Below are 19,125 nucleotides of genomic sequence, written 5' to 3'. Positions count from 1 at the left end.
CCATGCCTGTCGCACCGCGTTCCCGGAAGCCGAACCTGCGGGTCGAGCGTGCCCTGCAGCGGGACGGCTACCGGCTGCTCGCCGGGATGGACGAGGTCGGGCGCGGCGCCCTCGCCGGACCGGTGAGCGTGGGCGTCGTCGTCATCGACGACACCTGCCGGTCGGCGCCGCAGGGGGTGCGCGACTCCAAGCTGCTCCAGCCCCACGTGCGCGAGTCGATGGTCCCGAGGATCCGCCGCTGGGCGTTGGCGTACGCGGTCGGCCACGCCTCGCCGGCCGAGATCGACGAGATCGGGATCATCGCGGCCCTGCGCCTCGCCGGGCGCCGCGCGCTCGCCGCACTCGACGTCGTGCCCGACCTCGTCATCCTCGACGGCAACCACGACTGGCTCACGTCCCCCGACGAGGTCGGCCTGCTGGCGTTCACGGACGACGAGGTGCACACCCCGCCGGTGACGACGATGATCAAGGCCGACCTGACCTGCTCGTCGGTGGCCTCCGCGAGCGTGCTCGCCAAGGTCGAGCGCGACCGGATCATGGTGGGGCTGGCTGCCGACCACGCGGCATACGCGTGGGAGCTCAACAAGGGCTACGCGGCACCGGAACACCTCGACGCGTTGCGGGAGCTCGGTCCCTGCGAGCTGCACCGGCGCTCCTGGCGGCTCCCGGGGACGGCGACCGACGACGGTCCCTGGGTCGAGCCGGGCGCCGTCATCCTCGACGGACCTGACATGGTGGCCCTGACGGCCGCCCCACCTACGACGGAGTTGGACACCCATGAGCGCTGAGGACCTCGAGAAGTACGAGAGCGAGATGGAGCTCGCGCTCTACCGCGAGTACCGCGACGTCGTCGGGCTGTTCTCGCACGTCGTCGAGACCGAGCGGCGCTTCTACCTGTGCAACTCCGTGGACGTCAAGGTGCGCAGCGACGGCGGCGAGGTCTTCTTCGACGTGACGATGCAGGACTGCTGGGTCTGGGACATCTACCGGCCGGCGCGGTTCGCCAAGCAGGTGCGGGTCGTGACGTTCAAGGACGTCAACGTCGAAGAGCTGGCCAAGTCCGAGCTGCAGCTGCCCAAGGGCGACTTCTGACCGGCTGAGCACGCCGCGTCGTCCACAGCGGCGGCCGGGCGCTCCCGTGGTCCACAGCCGGGCCCGGAGGTGCTGGGCACCCCGTCCTCGTGCGTCGAGGCTCGGGGCATGGACGGACACAGGGCCCTGGGGCGGTACGGCGAGGACCTCGCCGCGCGGTACCTCCGCGAGCACGGGATGACCATCGTCGAGCGCAACTGGCGGTGCGCCGAGGGCGAGATCGACCTCGTCGCCCTCGACGGCGACTGCCTCGTGGTCTGCGAGGTCAAGACGCGGCGGGGCACGGGCTCGGGCGACCCGCTCGAGGCGGTGACGTGGGAGAAGGCCCGTCGTCTGCGACGCCTGGCCGCGGCCTACCTGCGCACCCGGCCGGGCAGCGTCCCCGCCGTGCGCATCGACGTCATCGGCGTGCTCGCCCGTCCCGGGCACCGCCCGGTCGTGCGCCACGTCGTGGCGGTGGGGGCGTGAGCGCGTGAGCGCCAAGCTCGGGCGCACCCTCTGCGTCGCCCTCAGCGGGCTCGACGGTCGCATCGTCGACGTCGAGGCGCACATCTCCGCCCAGCTCCCGCACTTCAGCGTCACCGGGCTGCCCGACAAGGCGTGCGGGCAGGCGCCCGACCGGGTCCGCTCGGCCGCCGCGACGAGCGGGTTCCCGCTCCCACCGCAGCGGATCACGGTCAACCTCTCCCCGGCGTCGATCCCCAAGCAGGGCACCGGGTTCGACGTCGCCATCGCCCTCGCCGTCCTCGGCGCCGCGGGCGTGGTCGACTCCAGGCGCATCTCGCGCGTGGTCCACCTCGGCGAGCTCGGGCTCGACGGCACCGTGCGCGGGGTGCGCGGGATCCTGCCCGCCGTGCTCGCGGCGGCGCGGTCCGGCATGCGGCACGTGGTCGTCCCGCCGGTGAACCTCGCCGAGGCGCAGCTCGTCGACGGGGTCACCGTGCACAGCGCGCCGGACCTCGCGACGCTCGTCGGCTGGTATGCCGTCCGCCGCGGTGTGGACCCGCTGCCCGTGGCACTGCCGGTCCGGGGCGAGTCGGACGGGACCCGGCGCCACGTCGACCTCGGGGACGTCGTCGGGCAGCCGGAGGCCCGGCTCGCGGTCGAGCTGGCCGCGACGGGGGAGCACCACCTGCTCATGAACGGACCGCCCGGTGTCGGCAAGACGATGCTCGCGGAGCGGCTCGTGACGATCCTCCCGCCGCTCTCGCGCGAGCAGGCACTGCAGACCCACGCCATCCGGTCCCTCACCGGCGACGAGATCCGGGCGAGCGAGCTCGACCTCACACCGCCCTTCGTCGCCCCGCACCACAGCGCGTCGATCGCGTCCATCACCGGTGGCGGGTCCGGGGTGGTGCTGCCCGGGGCGATCTCCCGGGCGCACTGCGGCGTGCTCTTCCTCGACGAGGCGGGGGAGTTCAAGACGTCGGTCCTGCAGCAGCTGCGGCAGCCGCTCGAGTCGGGCGAGGTCACCATCGCCCGGGCCCGGCAGCTCGTCAGCCTCCCGGCGCGCTTCCAGCTCGTGCTGGCGACCAACCCGTGCCCGTGCGGACGCGCCTGGGGCAAGGGCGTCGACTGCTCGTGCAGCGCGCTCGAGCTGCGCAGCTACCAGGCCAAACTCTCCGGACCCCTCGTCGACCGGGTCGACATCCAGGTCGTCGTGCCTCCGGTGGCAAGCGCGGCGTTCGCGGAGGACCGGGGCGAGACGAGCGCGGCGGTGCTCGACCGGGTGCTCGCCGCCCGGGGCGCGCAGCGGGAGCGGTGGAGCGAGCACGGCTGGCCGACCAACGCCCGGGTGCCCGGACACGTCCTGCGACGCCGCCCCTGGCGGCTCCCGGCGTCGGTCACCGGGGCCGTCGACCGGGCGCTCGACCTCGGTCAGCTCACCCTGCGGGGCTACGACCGCACGCTGCGGCTAGCGTGGTCCTCCGCCGACCTGTTCGGCCGGAGCGTTCCGACGTCGGAGGACGTCGGCCTCGCCTACGCGATGCGCAGCCAGGGCAGGGCCGCCGCATGAGCGTCAGGTCGTTCCTCGACGTTCCCGGTGGGGCCGCCCTCACGGAGGACCGGTGGGCTCGCATGGCGTGGAGCCAGCTCGCGGAGCCCGAGACGGTGTCGGTGCGCACATGGGTCGGCCGCCACGGCGCCTCGGAGGCCTTGTCGCGGCTGCTCACCGGGGAGCTGGCCCCGGACGGCCGCTACGACCAGCGGATCGCCGGCCTCGACGTGAGCGCGTCGCGCAGGGCCCTCGAGCGCCTGCGGGTGCGGGTGGTCGTCCCGGGTGACGAGGAGTGGCCGCTGGGCCTCGACCAGCTCGACACCCCGCCGCTGTGCCTCTACGTCCGGGGCGCCGTGGACCTCGGTGCCGTCGAGGGGAGCGTGGCCGTCGTCGGCTCGCGCGCGGCCACGCCCTACGGCCTCCACGTCGCCGCCGAGCTTGGCGAGGGTCTCGTCGGCCGCGGGGTCACGGTGGTGTCCGGCGCGGCGTTCGGGATCGACGCCGCGGCCCATCGTGGTGCGCTCGCCGGGGGCGGGCCGACCGTGGCGGTGCTGGCCCGGGGCCTGGACCGGGCCTACCCCCAGGCGCACGAGGGCCTGCTGCGCGCCGTGGCGAAGGACGGTGCCGTCGTCAGTGAGCTGCCGCTGGGCTGGGCGCCGTACCGGCAGCGGTTCATCGCCCGCAACCGGATCATCGCCGCCCTGAGTGTGGGCACCGTCGTCGTCGAGGCCGGGCTGCGCTCCGGGTCGCTCAACACGGCCCGGACGGCACGCGACCTCCATCGTCAGGTCGCCGCGGTGCCCGGGCCGGTGACGTCGGTGCAGTCCGCCGGGTGCCACCAGCTCGTCCGTGAGACCGGGGCCACCCTCGTCACCGACACGGCGGAGGTCCTCGACCTCATGGGTCGGCTCAGCCTCGACGCCGTGGGACCCGCGCGGGCTCCCGAGACCGCGGAGTCGCAGCTGGACCCGGTGGCCCGGAGCGTGTGGTCCGCGGTGCCGGTCCGGGAGGGCGCCGGCCTGGCCCGGATGCAGCTGCTCACGGCGATGGACTCAACCACCCTGCTGGCCGTGCTCGGCCAGCTGAGCGTGCTCGGGCTCGTCGTGCGCGACGGCGACCGGTGGCGCAAGGCGCCCGTGTCGGGACGGACCCGCCGACCGGGTGGTTGATCCCGTGACCACCGGATGAGACGGTGCGGGTGTGAGTGCCACCCGGCAGGCCGTGATCGACGCGTTCGAGCGTCACCTGCGTGCCGAGCGCGGGCGCTCACCGCACACGGTCCGGGCCTACCTCGGCGACCTGCGGGACTTCTTCGCCCACCTCGACGGTGCCGACACCGACGGTCGTGGCGACGGTGCAGGCGACGGGACCCGCGGCAACGCCGATGGGGGAGACGGTCGGGCGACCCCCGCGACGGCGCCCACCACACCGCTCGACGCGGTCCGGCTCTCCGACCTGCGCGGCTGGCTCGGCGTCCTCGCCGCGGGCGGCGCCGCCCGGTCGACGATCGCGCGGCGGTCGGCCTCGTTGCGCACCTTCTTCGGGTGGGCCACTCGCCAGGGCCACGTGGACCCCGACCCGTCCCTGCGGCTCGTCGCCCCGAAGCGGCACCGCACGCTGCCGCCGGTGCTCGCCCAGAACGACGCGGCGGACCTCCTCGACATCGCCGCGGTCGCCGCCGACGACGACGACCCGGTCCACCTCCGGGACCGGGCGATTCTCGAGCTCCTCTACGCGACCGGGGTCCGGGTCGGTGAGCTGACCGGGCTCGACGTCGACGACGTCGACCTCGACACCGGGGTCGTGCGCGTCATCGGCAAGGGCGACAAGGAGCGGCGCGTGCCGTTCGGCCGGCCCGCCGCCGTGGCCCTGGTCGACTGGCAGGAGCGGGGCCGGCCCCGCCTCGTCGTCGACGGCAGCGGCCCAGCGCTCTTCCTCGGTCGGAGGGGTCGGCGGGTCGACCCGCGTCAGGTGCGCACCCTCGTCCACGAGATGCTGACCCACCTGCCCGACGCGCCGGACCTCGGTCCGCACGGGCTGCGTCACAGCGCCGCGACCCACCTGCTCGAGGGTGGCGCCGACCTGCGCATGGTGCAGGAGCTGCTCGGCCACTCGTCGCTGGCCACGACCCAGATCTACACGCACGTCTCCATCGAGCGGCTCGCCGCCTCCTACGCCCAGGCCCACCCCCGTGCCTGACGAGCCTCGACTGCCCGACTGGGTCAGCTCGCCCGCGTCCCGCCGGCCGGTCGAGATGGTGGACCCGGACCGCACCACCGGGCCCGCCTCGGGTGCCGTCAGGGGGCGCCGGCGTCGCCGGTCCGTGGCTGTCGGCAGCTCCGCGACGACGTTCGCCCGCCGCCGCCTGGTGGCCGCGGTGGCGGTGACGACCGTCCTCGCGCTGCTCTTGTGGGCGCTCTGGCCGAGTGCCGAGTCGAGCGCGCCGGCACGCGCCACCGCCGACGTCGCTCCCGCCGTACTCAAGCGCGTCGGCTCAGCACCCACCCCCGCTGCCGAGGAGCTCTACGAGACCGCGACGGCGGCCCCGACCCCGGACGCTGCGGTCGTCCCCGAGTCCGGCAGCGGACGGGTCGACGGCGTGGCCCTAAGGGCCGTCGCGGCGCCGACGGTCCACCCCCGGCGCACCGTCCGGGTGGGGCTGCAGGTCGAGCGTGGGGCCGGTGTCGACGCGGCGGAGGCAGCCGGGATCGTGTCGGCGACCCTCGGTGACCCCCGTGGCTGGCAGACCCACGACGCGGTGCGGTTCCGGGTCGTCCCACCGGAGGCGGTGGCGGCCGGGGACGTCGACATCACGATCGTCCTCGCGAGCCCGAGCCTCACGGACGAGCTGTGCGCGCCGCTGCGGACCCGCGGCAAGGTGTCGTGCTTCAACGCCGGCAATGTGGTGCTCAACGTGCGGCGGTGGATGCAGGGGGTGCCGGGCTACGGCACGGACCTCGCGGCCTACCGGCAGTACATGGTCAACCACGAGGTCGGCCACGGGCTCTACCACGGGCACGTCGAGTGCCCGCGGGTCGGCGCGGTGGCCCCGGTCATGCTCCAGCAGTCCAAGGGGCTGGACGGGTGCCGCCCCAACCCCTGGCCGACCAGCGGCTGAGCCGGGGCTGCCCTCACCGTCCGCGACCCAGCGGCAGCAGGATCACCGGGCCCGCGGCGAGCAGGGGGCGGGGGTCGACGTAGGCCGGCCCGACGAGGGCCCCGAGGTGCAGGCAGGCGCCTCCGCAGTGCGTCCGCCCAGCCACCCGTCCCAGCACGTCCCCCTGCGCCACCAACGTCCCGGCGCCCACACCGGCCCGGATCGGCTCGTAGGTGCTCCGCAGGCCCGAGGAGTGCGTGACGCTCACCGTGCCCCGGCCGGCGATGACGCCGACGTGGCTCACCACCCCCGCGTCGACCGCGAGCACGTCCTGCCCCTGCGCCGCGGCCAGGTCCAGGCCCCGGTGGCCGGCGCCGTACGTGGAGCGCGGAGGCACGAAGGCAGACGTCACCGCCGGTCGCGGGTCCAGGGGCCAGTCCCAGACCCGACCCCGGTCGGACGGTCCCGGCGCCGCGGCCCCGGGCCACGGCACGAGGCTGCCCACGGCCGTGAGGGCGAGCAGGACCCGGCGGAGAGCGGTGTGCCTCGACATGCACCGAGCCTCGAGGGGCGAGGGGAGTCCACGCCAGTCCTGTCCGGCCGTCTGGGGACGACCGTGCGGGAGGTGCCCGCCTGTGGAAGGGGTCGGCGATGCCATGATCGCCGCCATGGCCTACCTCGTGAAGCAGCGCCACCGGGCGCCGGCGGTCACCTCACCGGTCCCCGTCGACCCCTCGCTGCCACGCACGTGCGTCATCGGCGCCGGCTCGTCGGGCATCGCTGCCGCCAAGGCCCTCGCGGCCGCCGGCGTGCCGTTCGACTGGTTCGAGCAGGGCAGCGTCGTCGGCGGCAACTGGGTCTACGACAACCCCAACGGCCGGTCCGCCTGCTACGAGACGCTCGAGATCAACACGTCCGGCCCGCGGATGGCCTACTCGGACTTCCCCATGCCGGCCGACTACCCGGCCTACGCACGCCACGACCAGGTCGCGGCCTACTTCGAGGACTACGTCGACCACTTCGCGCTGCGTGACCGGATCACCTTCGACACCACGGTGGCCGACGTGTCCCGGACCGCCGACGGCACCTGGTCGGTGCGCATCGAGGGCCCTGCGGGCGAGGAGACCCGCACCTACGACGCGGTCCTCGTCGCGAACGGCCACCACTGGGACCCGCGCTGGCCCGAGCCCGCCTACCCGGGCACGTTCGACGGCGAGCAGATCCATGCCCACGACTACCGGTCGGCCGAGCAGCTGGCAGGCCGTGACGTCGTCGTCGTGGGGTCGGGCAACTCGGCGCTCGACATCGCCGTCGAAGCCGGCCGGGTCGCCCGGTCGACGGTCCTGTCGCAGCGACGCGGACAGTGGGTGCTGCGCAAGTTCCTCCTCGGCAGGCCGTCCGACCAGGCCGCGCTGCCCGGCTGGCTGCCCTGGTGGGCCACCGCCCTCAAGCTGCGCATCGGCGCGGTGACCTCCGGCAACGTCGCCCGGCTGGGGCTGCCGCAGCCCGAGCACGCGCCGGGGCAGTCGCACCCGGTGCAGTCCGAGGGCATCCGTGGAGCCCTGCGCTCCGGCGCTGTCACGCCCAAGCCGGGGATCGACCGTCTGGAGGGTGACCGCGTCGTCTTCGTCGACGGGTCGAGCGCCCCGGCGGACCTCGTGGTCTGGGCGACCGGCTACACGGTCTCCTTCCCCTTCCTCGACCCGTCGCTGGTCGCCGCCCGCGACAACGACCTGCCCCTCTGGAAGCGCACGATCCACCCCGACCTGCCGGGCCTGTACTTCATCGGGCTGCTCCAGCCGGTCGGTGCCGTCATGCCCCTCGCCGAGGCCCAGGGCGCGTGGGTGGCGGAGACGCTGACGGGTCGCTACGTCGCTCCGCCCACCGACGAGGTGCGCCGCCGGATGGCCGCCGACCACGAGCGCAACCGTCGCCAGTTCTACGCCTCCCCGCGGCACACGATGGAGGTCGACTTCGACCACTACCTCTGGGACCTCGACCGGGAGCGCCGGCGTGGAGCCGCTCGCGCGGCCACCTCCCGTATGCCGTCGGGCTCCGTCCCCGGGACGCCGGACTGACCAGGATCAGGAGCGCAGGGCCGACAGCCGGACGGCTGCCTCGCGCAGCACGTCGTCCTGCTTGCAGAACGCGAAGCGCACCAGCGTGCGCGCCGCGTCGACGTCGTCGTGGAAGACCGACACCGGCACGCCCGCGACGCCCACCCGACGCGGCAGCGCGCGGCAGAACTCGAGGGCATCGGTCGCGCCCAGCGCCGCGACGTCGGCGACGACGAAGTACGTCCCGCCCGGCACGGCCACCGGCAGGCCGATGTCGCGCAACGCCGTGACCAGCACGTCGCGCTTGCCCTGCATCGACTCGGTGAGGCCGGCATACACGTCGTCGCCCAGTCCCAGCCCGAGCGCGACCGCCGGCTGGAACGGCCCGGACCCGACGTAGGTGAGGAACTGCTTGACCGTCCGGACCGCCGCGACCGCCTCGGCCGGGCCGCTCACCCACCCGACCTTCCACCCCGTCACCGAGAAGGTCTTGCCCGCCGACGAGATCGTCAGCGTCCGCTCCGCCATGCCCGGAAGCGTCGAGATCGGCACGTGCGCCAGCCCGTCGAAGACGAGGTGCTCGTAGACCTCGTCGGTCACCACCCACGCGTCGTGCTCCTGCGCGAGCCGGCAGATGAGGTCGAGCTCGTCGCGCGTGAACACCTTGCCTGTCGGGTTGTGCGGGGTGTTGAGCAGCACGAGCCGCGTGCGGTCCGAGAAGGCGGCCCGCAGCGACTCCTCGTCGACCGCGAAGTCGGGGAAGCGCAGCACCGACGTCCGGCGGACCGCGCCGGCGAGGGCGATCGACGCGGCATACGAGTCGTAGTACGGCTCGAAGGTCACCACCTCGTCACCGGCCTCGCACAGCGCGAGGATCGTCGCCGCGATCGCCTCCGTCGCGCCCACGGTGACGAGGACCTCCCGGCGCGGGTCGAGCTCGATCCCGTAGAACCGCTGCTGGTGGGCGGCGACGGCGTCGAGCAGCTCGGGCACCCCTGCGCCGGGCGGGTACTGGTTGCGCCCGCCGTCGATCGCCGCCCTCGCCGCGTCGAGGATCTCCCGCGGTCCGTCGGTGTCGGGGAAGCCCTGTCCGAGGTTGAGGGCCCGGTGCTCGAGGGCCAGCCCCGTCATCTCCGCGAAGATCGTCGACCCGAAGCCCTGCATCCGCTGCACCAGAGGGGAACCCATGTTCGCAGGCTACGCGGGACGCGCCGGGCCTAGTCTCGATGGCATGGGCGACAACTCCGCGGACCTCGTCGAGTCGCTGCGGGCCGCCCTGCGCTCGGGTGCGGACCCGGTGCGGGCGGTCGGCCAGCAGCGCTACATGAAGAGCGAGATGCCCTTTCTCGGTCTCACGTCGCCGGCGCGTCGCGCGCTCGTGCGCCCGATCCTGGCCGACCCCGCCCTGCGCCTCGAGTCCCGCGAAGAGTGGGAGGGCGTGGTCCGTCGGCTCTGGGACGAGGCCGAGTTCCGCGAGGAGAGGTATGCCGCACTCGACCTGCTCCGCCACCGCGCCTACCGCACGTGGCACGACCCGGACGTCATGCCGCTCGTCGAGCACCTCGTCGTCACCGGCGCCTGGTGGGACCTCGTCGACGAGCTGTCCACCATCGTCGGGGAGGTCCTCCGCACTGACCCAGAGGGGGAGGGGCTTCGGATGCGCGAGTGGGCCGCGAGCGACGACGTCTGGCGGAGGCGGTCGGCAATCATCAGCCAGCTGCGCCACGAGGAGCGCACCGACGAGGACCTGCTCGAGGACGTCATCGAGCCCAACCTCGACGACCGCGAGTTCTTCGTCCGCAAGGCGATCGGCTGGGCGCTGCGCCAGTACGCCCGCACCGACCCGGGCTGGGTCCGGGAGTTCGTCGACCGGCACACGCACCGCATCTCCGGCCTGAGCCGTCGCGAGGCGCTCAAGCACCTCTGACGCGCCTCCGCGCCCGTGACTGAGTGCCGAAATGTGGCAAGGTCGTGTGCATTGTTCACATCGCCGTGAACCCGTGCCCCGCCACGGACGCCCGAGGAGAGACTCATGACCCACCAGCGACTGACCCGTCGGACCGCCCTGGCAGGTGCGGTGGCCGCGCCCTTCGCCATCGGATCCGCCACAGCGAGTGCCACGGCCGCACACCCAGCGCAGGGGCGGGACCGCGGACGCTCAGGGCTCCGAGGCCGCTCCGCCGGGGTGACACCGTCGCGGTCGTCGCTCCCTCCGGTCACGTGACGCCCGCGAGCCAGCGGGCGCGAGTGCTGACGGGGATCGAGAGGGTGAGGGCCTGGGGCCTCGACGTCGTCGAGGGCGAGCACCTCTGGGACTCCGACCCCACCGTCGGCCTCGCCGGCACGGACGAGGACCGCGCCGCGGACCTGCTCACGGCCTGGAACGACCCCGCCGTCGACGCGATCATCACCGCCCGCGGAGGCTACGGCGCGCAGCGCACGCTCGAGGTCCTGGACCCGAAGGCCTTTCGCGCGGGCCCGGGCAAGTGGCTCGCCGGCTACTCCGACACGACCGTCCTGCTCAGCCGCATCAACGTCGAGACCGGCCTCCAGTCCCTGCACGGCCCCGGGGTCACGGGCATCGCGACCGCCGACCCGGCGACCGAGGAGTCGATGCGCCGGCTCCTCTTCGGTGAGGTCGAGCCGGGGGAGGCGCTGCTGAGCACCCTCGCCCCGTGGCGCGACGGCAGCGTGGAGGGTCGGCTCGTCGGCGGCAACGTCACGATGCTCGCGACCTCGGTGTCCACCGGCGACCTCATGCCCACCAAGGGCGCCGTCGTCGTGCTCGAGGACGTCGGTGACGCCGGCTACGTGCTCGACCGCAGCCTCACCGAGCTCCGCCGCTCGGGCTGGTTCGACGACGCCGTCGGCTTCGTCCTCGGTGACTTCTCGATGGCGTCGTCGGCCGCGGACACCGAGAAGATCCTGCGCGACCGCATCCTCTCGCTCGGCAAGCCGACGTGGGTGGGGGGTTCGTTCGGCCACATCACCGCGAACCGGTCGCTGCCGATGGGCGCCCGGGTCGCCGTCGAGCGGGGAACGCTGACGCTGGCCTGACGCGCCCCCGGGGAGGGTGACGGGTCGGGGGTCGCGTGACGAGTCGGGGGTCCAGGAGGCCCCGACCCGTCACGCTGGTCCCGACCCGTCGGGGTCGTCGTCCCCGGCGTGGGCGATCGAGTCGAGCTGGCGCCACACGAGCGCGAGCATGACCGCGGTGCCGACGAAGGCGAACCAGAACGGCGCCGTGAGGCCCCACCGCTGCGCGATCGGGCCGCCGATCGCCTGTCCGATGACGAGGCCGAGGAACAGCCCGGTCATGTACACGCTCCCGACCCGCCCCTGGTATGCCGTGGGCACCGCGCGCTGGCGGACCGTGTTGCTCACCGTCCCCCAGGTGAACGCGTAGGCCCCGAACGCCAGCATGATGAGGATCGCGACCCAGCCGGTCGTCGCCAGCGCGAGGCCGAGGTGAGTGAGGACCTCGGCGGCCAGGCAGGCCTTCATGAGGGTCGCCAGCGAGAAGCGCCGCGTGAGCCGGTCGAAGCCCAGAGTGGCGACCACCCCGCCCACGGCGCTCGCGGTCGTGAGCAGCCCGAACCCGACCTCGCCCATGTCGAGGTGGTCCAGGGCGTAGAGCACGAGGACCGACCACGCGGCGCCCCACGTGATGTTGAAGGTGAGGATGACGAGCGCGAGCGTGCGCATCGCCGGGTGGTGGCGCACCCACCGCAGGCCGTCGCGGATGTCGGCGCGGACGTGCGTGTCGACGCTCCCCCGGACGCCGCCGCGGGGGAGCTCCATCCGGCTCACGAGGCCGAGCGCGAGCAGGAGCAGGAGGACCTGGGTGACGAACGGCCAGACCATGCCCGCGGCGAAGAGGAAGGCGCCCACCGGTGGCCCGACGAGCTGGTTGGCCGTGAGGAACCCCGCCTGCAGCCGGACCTGGCCCGTGCGCAGGTCCTCGCGCCGCACGAGCATCGGCAGGAGGGTGTTCGCCGTCGAGTCCGCAAAGACCTCGCACGCCCCGTAGACGAACGTCGTCGCGAGCACGACGCCGACGGAGACGTGGTCGGTGCCGATGAACGAGCACAGGACGGCGACGACGAGCACCCGCAGCGTGTTCGCGACGAGCACGATGCGCTTGCGGTCGAGCCGGTCGGCGATCGCCCCCGCCCAGAGGCCGAGCAGCAGCCAGGGCAGTCGCTGGAGCAGCGCCGCCATCGCGACGAGGGTGGGGTTGCGGGTCTGGGAGGCCACGAGCAGGGGACCGGCGGCGAGCGCGATCCCGTCGCCGATGTTGCTCGTCCACGCGGCGGACATGAGCCAGCGGAAGGGCCGCCCGAGGCGAGCCGGCGCGATCATCTCCCCGAGGCGTGGCACGAGCAGCGAGGCTACGCGGCCCCCACCGCGCGATTTCTCGGGGGAGCACATCACGCGTAGGATTGCCTGCGGTCTTCGTGTGCTCGCCCACGCGTGTGCTCGAGGGCCGAATTCGCGCGTCTCTCACCGCTGACTGGACCACCACGAAGCGGGGCGCACCGCGGCAGTCCTGTGCCGGCTCCACCGGAGCACACGGCATACGGCGTGGTGGGTCCAGACGCCAGGCAGGCAGCGCACGTCCTGTGCACCGCCGACGCAACTGAAACCACGCACAAGGAGAACACCGGCATGGCCGTTGTCACCATGCGCCAGCTCCTCGAGAGCGGCGTCCACTTCGGGCACCAGACCCGTCGCTGGAACCCGAAGATGAAGCGCTTCATCATGACCGAGCGCAACGGGATCTACATCATCGACCTGCAGCAGTCGGTGACCTACATCAACAACGCGTACGAGTTCGTCCGCGAGACCGTCGCCCACGGCGGCAGCATCCTCTTCGTCGGCACGAAGAAGCAGGCCCAGGAGCCCATCGCCGAGCAGGCGACACGCGTCGGCATGCCCTACGTGAACCACCGCTGGCTCGGTGGCATGCTCACCAACTTCCAGACCATCTCCAAGCGCCTCACGCGCCTCGTCGAGCTCGACGAGATCGACTTCGAGGACGTCGCCGGCTCCGGCCACACCAAGAAGGAGCTCCTGCTCCTCAAGCGTGAGCGCGACAAGCTCGACAAGACCCTCGGTGGCATCCGCGGCATGGCCAAGGTCCCGTCCGCCGTGTGGGTCGTCGACACCAAGAAGGAGCACCTCGCCGTCAACGAGGCGCGCAAGCTCGGCCTGCCGGTCATCGCGATCCTCGACACCAACTGCGACCCCGACGAGGTCGACTACAAGATCCCCGGCAACGACGACGCAATCCGCTCCGTCACGCTGCTGACCCGGGTCATCGCGGACGCCGTCGCCGAGGGCCTCATCGCCCGCTCCGGTGGCAACGCGTCGGCCGACGCCGAGGGCCCGGGCGAGGAGCCCCTGACCGAGTGGGAGCGCGAGCTCCTCGGTGGCGACGCCGAGGCCGCTGCGGCGACCGCCGAGACGGTGGCGCCGGAGGCCGGCGAGACCGCCGCGTCCGACGCCGTCGAGGCTGCCCCGGCTGCCGAGACCGAGGCTGCTCCGGCTGCCGAGGTCGAGGCTCCCGCCGAGGCTGCTCCGGCCGCCGAGGTCGAGGCCCCCGCCGAGGCTGCTCCGGCCGCCGAGACCGAGGACGCTTCGGCCGCCAAGGCCTGAGACCCCTTCGTCCCACCTCCTCTCTGTCCGTCCTTGCTACAGGAAGAAGCGATCACGCACATGGCGAACTACACCGCCGCTGACATCAAGGCACTCCGTGCCTCCACGGGTGCCGGCATGCTCGACGTCAAGAAGGCCCTCGACGAGGCCGACGGCGACCAGGGCAGGGCCACCGAGATCCTGCGGGTCAAGGGCCTCAAGGGCGTGACCAAGCGCGAGGGTCGTTCCACCTCCAACGGCCTGGTCATCGCCAAGGCCGACGGTGGCGTCGGCACGCTCGTCGAGGTGCTCTGCGAGACCGACTTCGTCGCCAAGGGTGAGAAGTTCATCGCCCTGGCCGACAAGGTCTTCGCGCAGGCCGTCGACACCAAGGCCACCTCGGCCGACGAGCTCCTCGCGAGCACGTTCGCCGACGGCCAGTCGGTCAAGGAGCTGCTCGACGCGTCCAACGCGACGATCGGCGAGAAGATCGAGGTCAAGCGGGTGGCCCGCCTGGAGGCCCCCGTCGTGGCGGCCTACCAGCACAAGACGAGCCCGGACCTGCCCGCGCAGATCGGCGTCCTCGTGGCGACCGAGGGCGGCGACGAGTCCGTCGCCCGCGACGTCGCGATGCACATCGCCGCGTTCAGCCCCACCGTCCTCACCCGTGAGGACGTCGCCGCCGAGACGGTCGAGAACGAGCGTCGCGTCGCCGAGGCCACCGCGAAGGAGGAGGGCAAGCCGGAGGCTGCGCTCTCCAAGATCGTCGAGGGTCGCGTCAACGGCTACTTCAAGGAGAACGTCCTGCTCGAGCAGCCGTTCGCCAAGGAGCCGAAGAAGACCGTCGCCAAGGTCCTCCAGGAGGCCGGCGCCACGGCGACGTCCTTCGCCCGGTTCCGCGTCGGTGGTTGACCTGCGTCCCTGAACCACGCACCTCCGGTATGCCGTCCGCTCACCAGAGCGGGCGGCATACCTGCGTCTGCGCCCCATGGGGAGGGCTCAGGGGGTGCGGCCGCGGGTGAGCCAGGGCTGGAACAGCCGGGTGACCCTCGGGAGGACGAGGTAGGTCATGAGCGGGGTCGCGACGAGGGTGGAGAGCAGGACGCGCGCCCACGCCGGCCAGTCGCCCGAGAACGGCGCGAACAGGTAGCTCAGGGCCACGCTCGTCGGGAAGAACGCGCACCAGATGACGCCCATCTGCTTCCACCGTGGCGGTACCGGGGGAGCGGAGCTGGTCGGAGAGAGGTCGTCGACGACCTGGTCGGTGGGCTCGTCGAACCAGCCCTCGATGCCGGTCCGGTGCTCGACCCGGGTGTCCTCGACGAGGTTCGACCCGGCCGTGAGCCAGCGGTTGCGCTCGCTCGACTCCTGCCACCGGGCCAGCGAGTCCGGCCCGTCGAACCGGTAGAGCATGTGCCAGTCGGTCGACCCGGTCGAGGGCCGCACCCAGCCCGACCCCAGGAAGCCGGGGAAGTGGCTGGCCATCGAGGTCCCGGCGTCGGCCCAGGCCCGCATGAGCAGCTCGTCCTCGGGAGCCACGCGCCTCGTGATGGCCACGGTCACGGGGCCGCCACGGGGCTGCGCCGTCGGTGCTGGTGTCTGCGTCACGGGCCCCAGTGTGCCAACCCTCGGGGTGGCCACCGCCCGCTGGTGTGCGAGGATTCGGCCCACCGCCAGCAGACACTGCCGAGGAGGCACGGTGACCACTGACGTCCAGACCCAGCCCGCTCCGACGACGACCGAGCAGCCCCCGCGACGGGTGCTGCTCAAGCTCAGCGGAGAGGTGTTCGGCGGCGGCCGGATCGGGGTCGACCCCGAGGTCGTCCGCGGCATCGCGGCCCAGATCGCCGCGGCCATCCGCCAGGGCACCCAGGTCGCCATCGTCGTCGGCGGCGGGAACTTCTTCCGCGGCGCCGAGCTGCAGCAGAAGGGCATGGACCGTGCGCGCGCCGACTACATCGGCATGCTCGGCACCGTGATGAACTGCCTCGCCCTCCAGGACTTCCTGGAGAAGGAGGGCATCGACACCCGCGTGCAGACCGCCATCACGATGGGCCAGGTCGCCGAGCCCTACATCCCGCGTCGCGCGATCCGCCACCTCGAGAAGGGGCGCGCGGTGATCTTCGGTGCCGGAGCCGGTATGCCGTACTTCTCCACCGACACCGTCAGCGCGCAGCGGGCCCTCGAGTGCAAGTGCGACATGGTGCTCATGTCCAAGAGCGGCGTCGACGGGGTGTACGACTCCGACCCCCGCACCAACCCGGACGCCCGCAAGCTCGAGACGGTGACCTACGCGCACGCGCTCCAGCAGAACCTCAAGGTGGTCGACGCGGCCGCCTTCAGCCTCTGCATGGAGAACGGCCTGCCGATGATGGTCTTCGGCATGGAGGGCGAGGGCAACATCACCCGCGCCATCCAGGGCGAGCGCATCGGCACCCTCGTCGTCGCCGGCTGACCGAGCCCCCCGGGCCCCGGCTCGGGCGGGCTGGCTCGCACCCTGGCGATTCTTTGACAGACTGGACCCCGCCGCACCACTTCAGCGGCGCGGCATACCGAAGGAGACCTGCGCAGATGATCGACGACACCATGCTCGAAGCCGAGGAGAAGATGGAGAAGGCCGTCGAGGTCGCCAAGGACAACTTCTCCGGCATCCGCACGGGCCGCGCGCACCCCGGCATGTTCAACAAGGTCGTTGTCGACTACTACGGGGCGCCGACCCCGCTGCAGCAGCTCGCGTCGTTCCAGACGCCCGAGGCGCGCACGATCCTCATCTCCCCGTTCGACAAGGGCGCGATGGGCAACATCGAGCGGGCCCTGCGTGACGCCAACCTCGGCATCAACCCGTCCAACGACGGCAACATCATCCGGTGCATCCTTCCCCAGCTCACCGAGGAGCGCCGCAAGGAGTACATCAAGATGGCGCGCGGCCAGGCCGAGGACGCCAAGGTCGCGATCCGCAACATCCGGCGCCAGGCCAAGGAGTCCATCGAGAAGCTCGTCAAGGACGGCGACGTCGGCGAGGACGAGGGCTCACGCGCCGAGAAGGACCTCGAGACCACGACGAAGAAGTACGTCGACACCATCGACGAGGTGCTCAAGAGCAAGGAGACCGAGCTGCTCGAGGTCTGACCTCGGGTGGACGTCCCCGTGATGAGCGACTCATCCACGACAGAGGAACCCGCTGCGCCTCCGGTGCAGCGGTCGCGCACGAAGGCCGGGCGCGACCTGCCCGCCGCCATCGGCGTCGGTGTGGGTCTGGCGATCCTCGTCATCGCCTCGCTGTCGTTCCGCCGTGAGCTGTTCCTGCCCATCCTCGTCGCGGCCATCTGCATCGGGGCCTGGGAGCTGCGGCGGGCGGTGCGCCAGGTCGGCATCGACGCGCCGATCGTGCCCGTCGTCATCGGCGCGGTCTCGATGCTGCTCTCGGCCTACTACCGCGGGCCGGAGGCGCTGGTCCTCACCTTCGGGCTGACCTGCGTCGGGGTGCTCGTGTGGCGCGTCGCCGACGGCGTCGACGGTGCCATCCGCGACATCGCCGGCGCCCTGTTCATCGCGTTGTACCCGTGCTTCCTCGGAGGCTTCGCCGCGCTGCTCCTCGCGGGCGACGACGGGCACCTGCGCATCGTCTACTTCGTCCTCGTCACCGTCGCCTCGGACATCGGCGGCTACGCGTTCGGGGTCTTCCTCGGCAAGCACCCGATGGCGCCGTCGCTGTCGCCGAAGAAGTCGTGGGAGGGTTTCGGTGGTTCCGCGTTCACGTGCGCCGTCGTCGGCGCCGTGTCGCTCGTCCTCCTCCTCGACGGGACGTGGTGGCACGGAGCCGTCATCGGCGTCGTCGTCGCCGCCGCCGCCACGATCGGCGACCTCATCGAGTCGAGCATCAAGCGCGACCTCGGCATCAAGGACATGGGGACACTGCTCCCCGGCCACGGAGGCCTCATGGACCGGCTCGACTCCCTCGTTCTCTGCGTCCCGGTCGTCTGGGCGCTGCTCCTCTGGGCCGCACCGTGACCCCCACCGAGCTGCCCGGACCCACCGTCGGCCCGCCCGTCCCCGGGCAGCTGACCTTCCAGGCGCCCCGTCGCGGCAAGCCGCCGCGCCACCTCGCCGACCTCAGCCCCGCCGAGCGCAAGGCCGCCGTCGAGGCGCTGGGCCACAAGGGGTTCCGGGCCAAGCAGCTGTCCACCCACTACTTCGAACGGCTCGTCGAGTCGACCGAGGACATGACCGACCTCCCCAAGGCGGTCCGCGACGACCTCGTCGCCGACCTCCTCCCGACGCTGCTCACCCCGATCCGCACCCTCGAGGCCGACCGCGGCGCGACGCTGAAGTCGGTGTGGCGCCTGCACGACGGGGCGCTCGTCGAGTCGGTGCTCATGCGCTACCCCAGCCGGGTCACCCTCTGCGTCTCCAGCCAGGCCGGCTGCGGCATGAACTGCCCGTTCTGCGCCACGGGCCAGGCCGGGCTCACCCGCAACATGTCGGCAGCGGAGATCGTCGAGCAGGTCGTCGACGCCAACCGCAAGCTCCGCCACGGCGCCCTCCCGGCGATCGGGGCGACCCACCCGGCCGAGGCGGGGCTGGGCGACGAGACCGACCAGGACACCCCCGAGGCGTCGACGGCATCCGCGGTCGGGCCGCAGCGGGTCAGCAACGTCGTCTTCATGGGCATGGGCGAGGCGCTGGCCAACTACGGGGCCGCCATCGGCGCCATCCGTCGGCTCACCGACCCCTCGCCGGACGGTCTCGGCATGTCGGCGCGCGGCATCACGATGTCGACGGTCGGTCTCGTCCCCGGCATCGACAAGCTCGCCGCCGAGGGCATCCCCGTGACCCTCGCCCTCTCGCTGCACGCCCCCGACGACGAGCTGCGCGACGAGCTGGTCCCGATCAACACCCGCTGGAAGGTCGACGAGGCGCTCGACGCGGCCTACCGCTACTACGAGGTGACCGGACGCCGCGTGAGCATCGAGTACGCGCTCATCCGGGACATCAACGACCAGGCCTGGCGCGCCGACCTCCTCGGCGACAAGCTCACCGCGCGCGGCAAGGGCTGGGTGCACGTCAACCCGATCCCGCTCAACCCGACACCCGGGTCGAAGTGGACCGCCTCACGCCGCGGCGTGGAACAGCAGTTCGTCGAGCGCCTGCGCGCCCACGGCATCCCGACGACCGTCCGCGACACCCGTGGCTCGGACATCGACGGGGCCTGCGGACAACTCGCTGCCGCGACGACCTGACCC

Annotated in this window: 20 protein-coding genes; 16 read left to right on the top strand and 4 right to left on the bottom strand. The window is 72.6% G+C overall.

Features of this window, described 5'->3' with window-relative positions:
- Window positions 1-2: 2 nt before the first annotated feature.
- From rnhB to AC3EU2_RS01360, 7 genes are all read left to right on the top strand, one after another.
- A complete protein-coding gene (rnhB, locus tag AC3EU2_RS01390) occupies window positions 3-788 on the top strand; it encodes a ribonuclease HII (RefSeq protein ID WP_488177962.1) in 786 nt (261 codons plus the stop codon).
- On the top strand, window positions 778-1,092 hold the full coding sequence (locus AC3EU2_RS01385) for a DUF2469 domain-containing protein (protein WP_035938735.1): 315 nt from the start codon (window positions 778-780) through the stop codon (window positions 1,090-1,092). The genes rnhB and AC3EU2_RS01385 overlap by 11 nt, the downstream gene beginning before the upstream one ends.
- Before the next feature lie 108 nt (window positions 1,093-1,200).
- Complete coding sequence (locus AC3EU2_RS01380; RefSeq protein WP_488177961.1) at window positions 1,201-1,560, top strand: YraN family protein; 360 nt, start codon at window positions 1,201-1,203, stop codon at window positions 1,558-1,560.
- A 4-nt stretch (window positions 1,561-1,564) separates the two neighbouring features.
- On the top strand, window positions 1,565-3,109 hold the full coding sequence (locus AC3EU2_RS01375) for a YifB family Mg chelatase-like AAA ATPase (RefSeq protein WP_488177960.1): 1,545 nt from the start codon (window positions 1,565-1,567) through the stop codon (window positions 3,107-3,109).
- The gene (gene dprA, locus AC3EU2_RS01370) at window positions 3,106-4,260 is read left to right on the top strand and encodes a DNA-processing protein DprA (protein WP_488177959.1); all 1,155 of its coding nucleotides are present in this window, start codon (window positions 3,106-3,108) and stop codon (window positions 4,258-4,260) included. The genes AC3EU2_RS01375 and dprA overlap by 4 nt, the downstream gene beginning before the upstream one ends.
- Window positions 4,261-4,291: 31 nt before the next feature.
- A complete protein-coding gene (locus AC3EU2_RS01365) occupies window positions 4,292-5,290 on the top strand; it encodes a tyrosine recombinase XerC (protein WP_488177958.1) in 999 nt (332 codons plus the stop codon).
- Window positions 5,283-6,209, top strand: coding sequence for a DUF3152 domain-containing protein (locus tag AC3EU2_RS01360; RefSeq protein WP_488177957.1), 927 nt, complete (start codon window positions 5,283-5,285; stop codon window positions 6,207-6,209). The genes AC3EU2_RS01365 and AC3EU2_RS01360 overlap by 8 nt, the downstream gene beginning before the upstream one ends.
- A 13-nt stretch (window positions 6,210-6,222) precedes the next feature.
- Here AC3EU2_RS01360 and AC3EU2_RS01355 read toward each other — a convergent pair whose 3' ends face one another.
- Window positions 6,223-6,741, bottom strand: coding sequence for a M23 family metallopeptidase (locus AC3EU2_RS01355; protein WP_488177956.1), 519 nt, complete (start codon window positions 6,739-6,741; stop codon window positions 6,223-6,225).
- Between the two features lie 115 nt (window positions 6,742-6,856).
- Here AC3EU2_RS01355 and AC3EU2_RS01350 point away from each other — a divergent pair, with 115 nt between their 5' ends.
- A complete protein-coding gene (locus tag AC3EU2_RS01350) occupies window positions 6,857-8,266 on the top strand; it encodes a flavin-containing monooxygenase (RefSeq protein WP_488177955.1) in 1,410 nt (469 codons plus the stop codon).
- A gap of 6 nt (window positions 8,267-8,272) precedes the next feature.
- Here AC3EU2_RS01350 and AC3EU2_RS01345 read toward each other — a convergent pair whose 3' ends face one another.
- Window positions 8,273-9,433 (bottom strand): pyridoxal phosphate-dependent aminotransferase, encoded by a 1,161-nt coding sequence (locus tag AC3EU2_RS01345; RefSeq protein WP_488177954.1) that lies wholly within the window; start codon window positions 9,431-9,433, stop codon window positions 8,273-8,275.
- Window positions 9,434-9,476: 43 nt separating this feature from the next.
- Between AC3EU2_RS01345 and AC3EU2_RS01340 the strand changes: the two genes are divergently transcribed.
- Both AC3EU2_RS01340 and AC3EU2_RS01335 read left to right on the top strand, forming a co-directional pair.
- Entirely contained in the window at window positions 9,477-10,172 is a 696-nt protein-coding gene (locus AC3EU2_RS01340) for a DNA alkylation repair protein (protein WP_488177953.1), read from the top strand.
- Window positions 10,173-10,195: 23 nt separating this feature from the next.
- On the top strand, window positions 10,196-11,302 hold the full coding sequence (locus tag AC3EU2_RS01335) for a S66 peptidase family protein (RefSeq protein WP_488177952.1): 1,107 nt from the start codon (window positions 10,196-10,198) through the stop codon (window positions 11,300-11,302).
- Window positions 11,303-11,371: 69 nt separating this feature from the next.
- Here the strand turns inward: AC3EU2_RS01335 and AC3EU2_RS01330 are convergent, their stop codons facing one another.
- Window positions 11,372-12,625, bottom strand: a complete 1,254-nt coding sequence (locus AC3EU2_RS01330; RefSeq protein WP_488177951.1) for an MFS transporter — start codon at window positions 12,623-12,625, stop codon at window positions 11,372-11,374.
- Window positions 12,626-12,913: 288 nt separating this feature from the next.
- On the opposite strand from AC3EU2_RS01330, the gene rpsB reads away from it, so the two are divergent.
- Together rpsB and tsf are read left to right on the top strand one after the other, a co-directional pair.
- On the top strand, window positions 12,914-13,903 hold the full coding sequence (gene rpsB / locus AC3EU2_RS01325; RefSeq protein WP_488177950.1) for a 30S ribosomal protein S2: 990 nt from the start codon (window positions 12,914-12,916) through the stop codon (window positions 13,901-13,903).
- Between the two features lie 60 nt (window positions 13,904-13,963).
- Entirely contained in the window at window positions 13,964-14,794 is an 831-nt protein-coding gene (tsf, locus tag AC3EU2_RS01320; RefSeq protein ID WP_488177949.1) for a translation elongation factor Ts, read from the top strand.
- 87 nt (window positions 14,795-14,881) lie between these two features.
- Here tsf and AC3EU2_RS01315 read toward each other — a convergent pair whose 3' ends face one another.
- Window positions 14,882-15,490: an antibiotic biosynthesis monooxygenase gene (locus tag AC3EU2_RS01315; RefSeq protein ID WP_488177948.1), complete on the bottom strand. Its 609-nt coding sequence runs from the start codon at window positions 15,488-15,490 to the stop codon at window positions 14,882-14,884.
- A gap of 91 nt (window positions 15,491-15,581) precedes the next feature.
- Between AC3EU2_RS01315 and pyrH the strand changes: the two genes are divergently transcribed.
- The 4 genes from pyrH to rlmN all read left to right on the top strand — a co-directional run bounded on the left by pyrH (window position 15,582) and on the right by rlmN (window position 19,122).
- Window positions 15,582-16,337, top strand: a complete 756-nt coding sequence (pyrH, locus tag AC3EU2_RS01310; RefSeq protein ID WP_488177947.1) for a UMP kinase — start codon at window positions 15,582-15,584, stop codon at window positions 16,335-16,337.
- A gap of 116 nt (window positions 16,338-16,453) precedes the next feature.
- Window positions 16,454-17,011, top strand: coding sequence for a ribosome recycling factor (gene frr, locus AC3EU2_RS01305; RefSeq protein WP_488177946.1), 558 nt, complete (start codon window positions 16,454-16,456; stop codon window positions 17,009-17,011).
- Window positions 17,012-17,032: 21 nt separating this feature from the next.
- The gene (locus AC3EU2_RS01300) at window positions 17,033-17,893 is read left to right on the top strand and encodes a phosphatidate cytidylyltransferase (protein WP_488177945.1); all 861 of its coding nucleotides are present in this window, start codon (window positions 17,033-17,035) and stop codon (window positions 17,891-17,893) included.
- Entirely contained in the window at window positions 17,890-19,122 is a 1,233-nt protein-coding gene (rlmN, locus tag AC3EU2_RS01295; protein WP_488177944.1) for a 23S rRNA (adenine(2503)-C(2))-methyltransferase RlmN, read from the top strand. Before AC3EU2_RS01300 ends, rlmN begins: the two co-directional genes overlap by 4 nt.
- Window positions 19,123-19,125: the final 3 nt, after the last annotated feature.

Source organism: Knoellia sp. B-D-2, assembly GCF_057714695.1.
The sequence above is the reverse complement of the archived record's forward strand: the minus strand, read 5'-3'. Positions and strand labels throughout refer to the sequence as shown.

What these genes read in the sequence shown, in the direction of transcription:
- tsf (WP_488177949.1), top strand. Translation starts at nt 13,964, where the DNA reads ATGGCGAACTACACCGCCGCTGACATCAAGGCACTCCGTGCCTCCACG.
- AC3EU2_RS01345 (WP_488177954.1), bottom strand. Translation starts at nt 9,433, where the DNA reads ATGGGTTCCCCTCTGGTGCAGCGGATGCAGGGCTTCGGGTCGACGATC.
- frr (WP_488177946.1), top strand. Translation starts at nt 16,454, where the DNA reads ATGATCGACGACACCATGCTCGAAGCCGAGGAGAAGATGGAGAAGGCC.
- AC3EU2_RS01300 (WP_488177945.1), top strand. Translation starts at nt 17,033, where the DNA reads ATGAGCGACTCATCCACGACAGAGGAACCCGCTGCGCCTCCGGTGCAG.
- AC3EU2_RS01355 (WP_488177956.1), bottom strand. Translation starts at nt 6,741, where the DNA reads ATGTCGAGGCACACCGCTCTCCGCCGGGTCCTGCTCGCCCTCACGGCC.
- rpsB (WP_488177950.1), top strand. Translation starts at nt 12,914, where the DNA reads ATGGCCGTTGTCACCATGCGCCAGCTCCTCGAGAGCGGCGTCCACTTC.
- AC3EU2_RS01350 (WP_488177955.1), top strand. Translation starts at nt 6,857, where the DNA reads ATGGCCTACCTCGTGAAGCAGCGCCACCGGGCGCCGGCGGTCACCTCA.
- AC3EU2_RS01340 (WP_488177953.1), top strand. Translation starts at nt 9,477, where the DNA reads ATGGGCGACAACTCCGCGGACCTCGTCGAGTCGCTGCGGGCCGCCCTG.
- rnhB (WP_488177962.1), top strand. Translation starts at nt 3, where the DNA reads ATGCCTGTCGCACCGCGTTCCCGGAAGCCGAACCTGCGGGTCGAGCGT.
- AC3EU2_RS01385 (WP_035938735.1), top strand. Translation starts at nt 778, where the DNA reads ATGAGCGCTGAGGACCTCGAGAAGTACGAGAGCGAGATGGAGCTCGCG.
- AC3EU2_RS01380 (WP_488177961.1), top strand. Translation starts at nt 1,201, where the DNA reads ATGGACGGACACAGGGCCCTGGGGCGGTACGGCGAGGACCTCGCCGCG.
- dprA (WP_488177959.1), top strand. Translation starts at nt 3,106, where the DNA reads ATGAGCGTCAGGTCGTTCCTCGACGTTCCCGGTGGGGCCGCCCTCACG.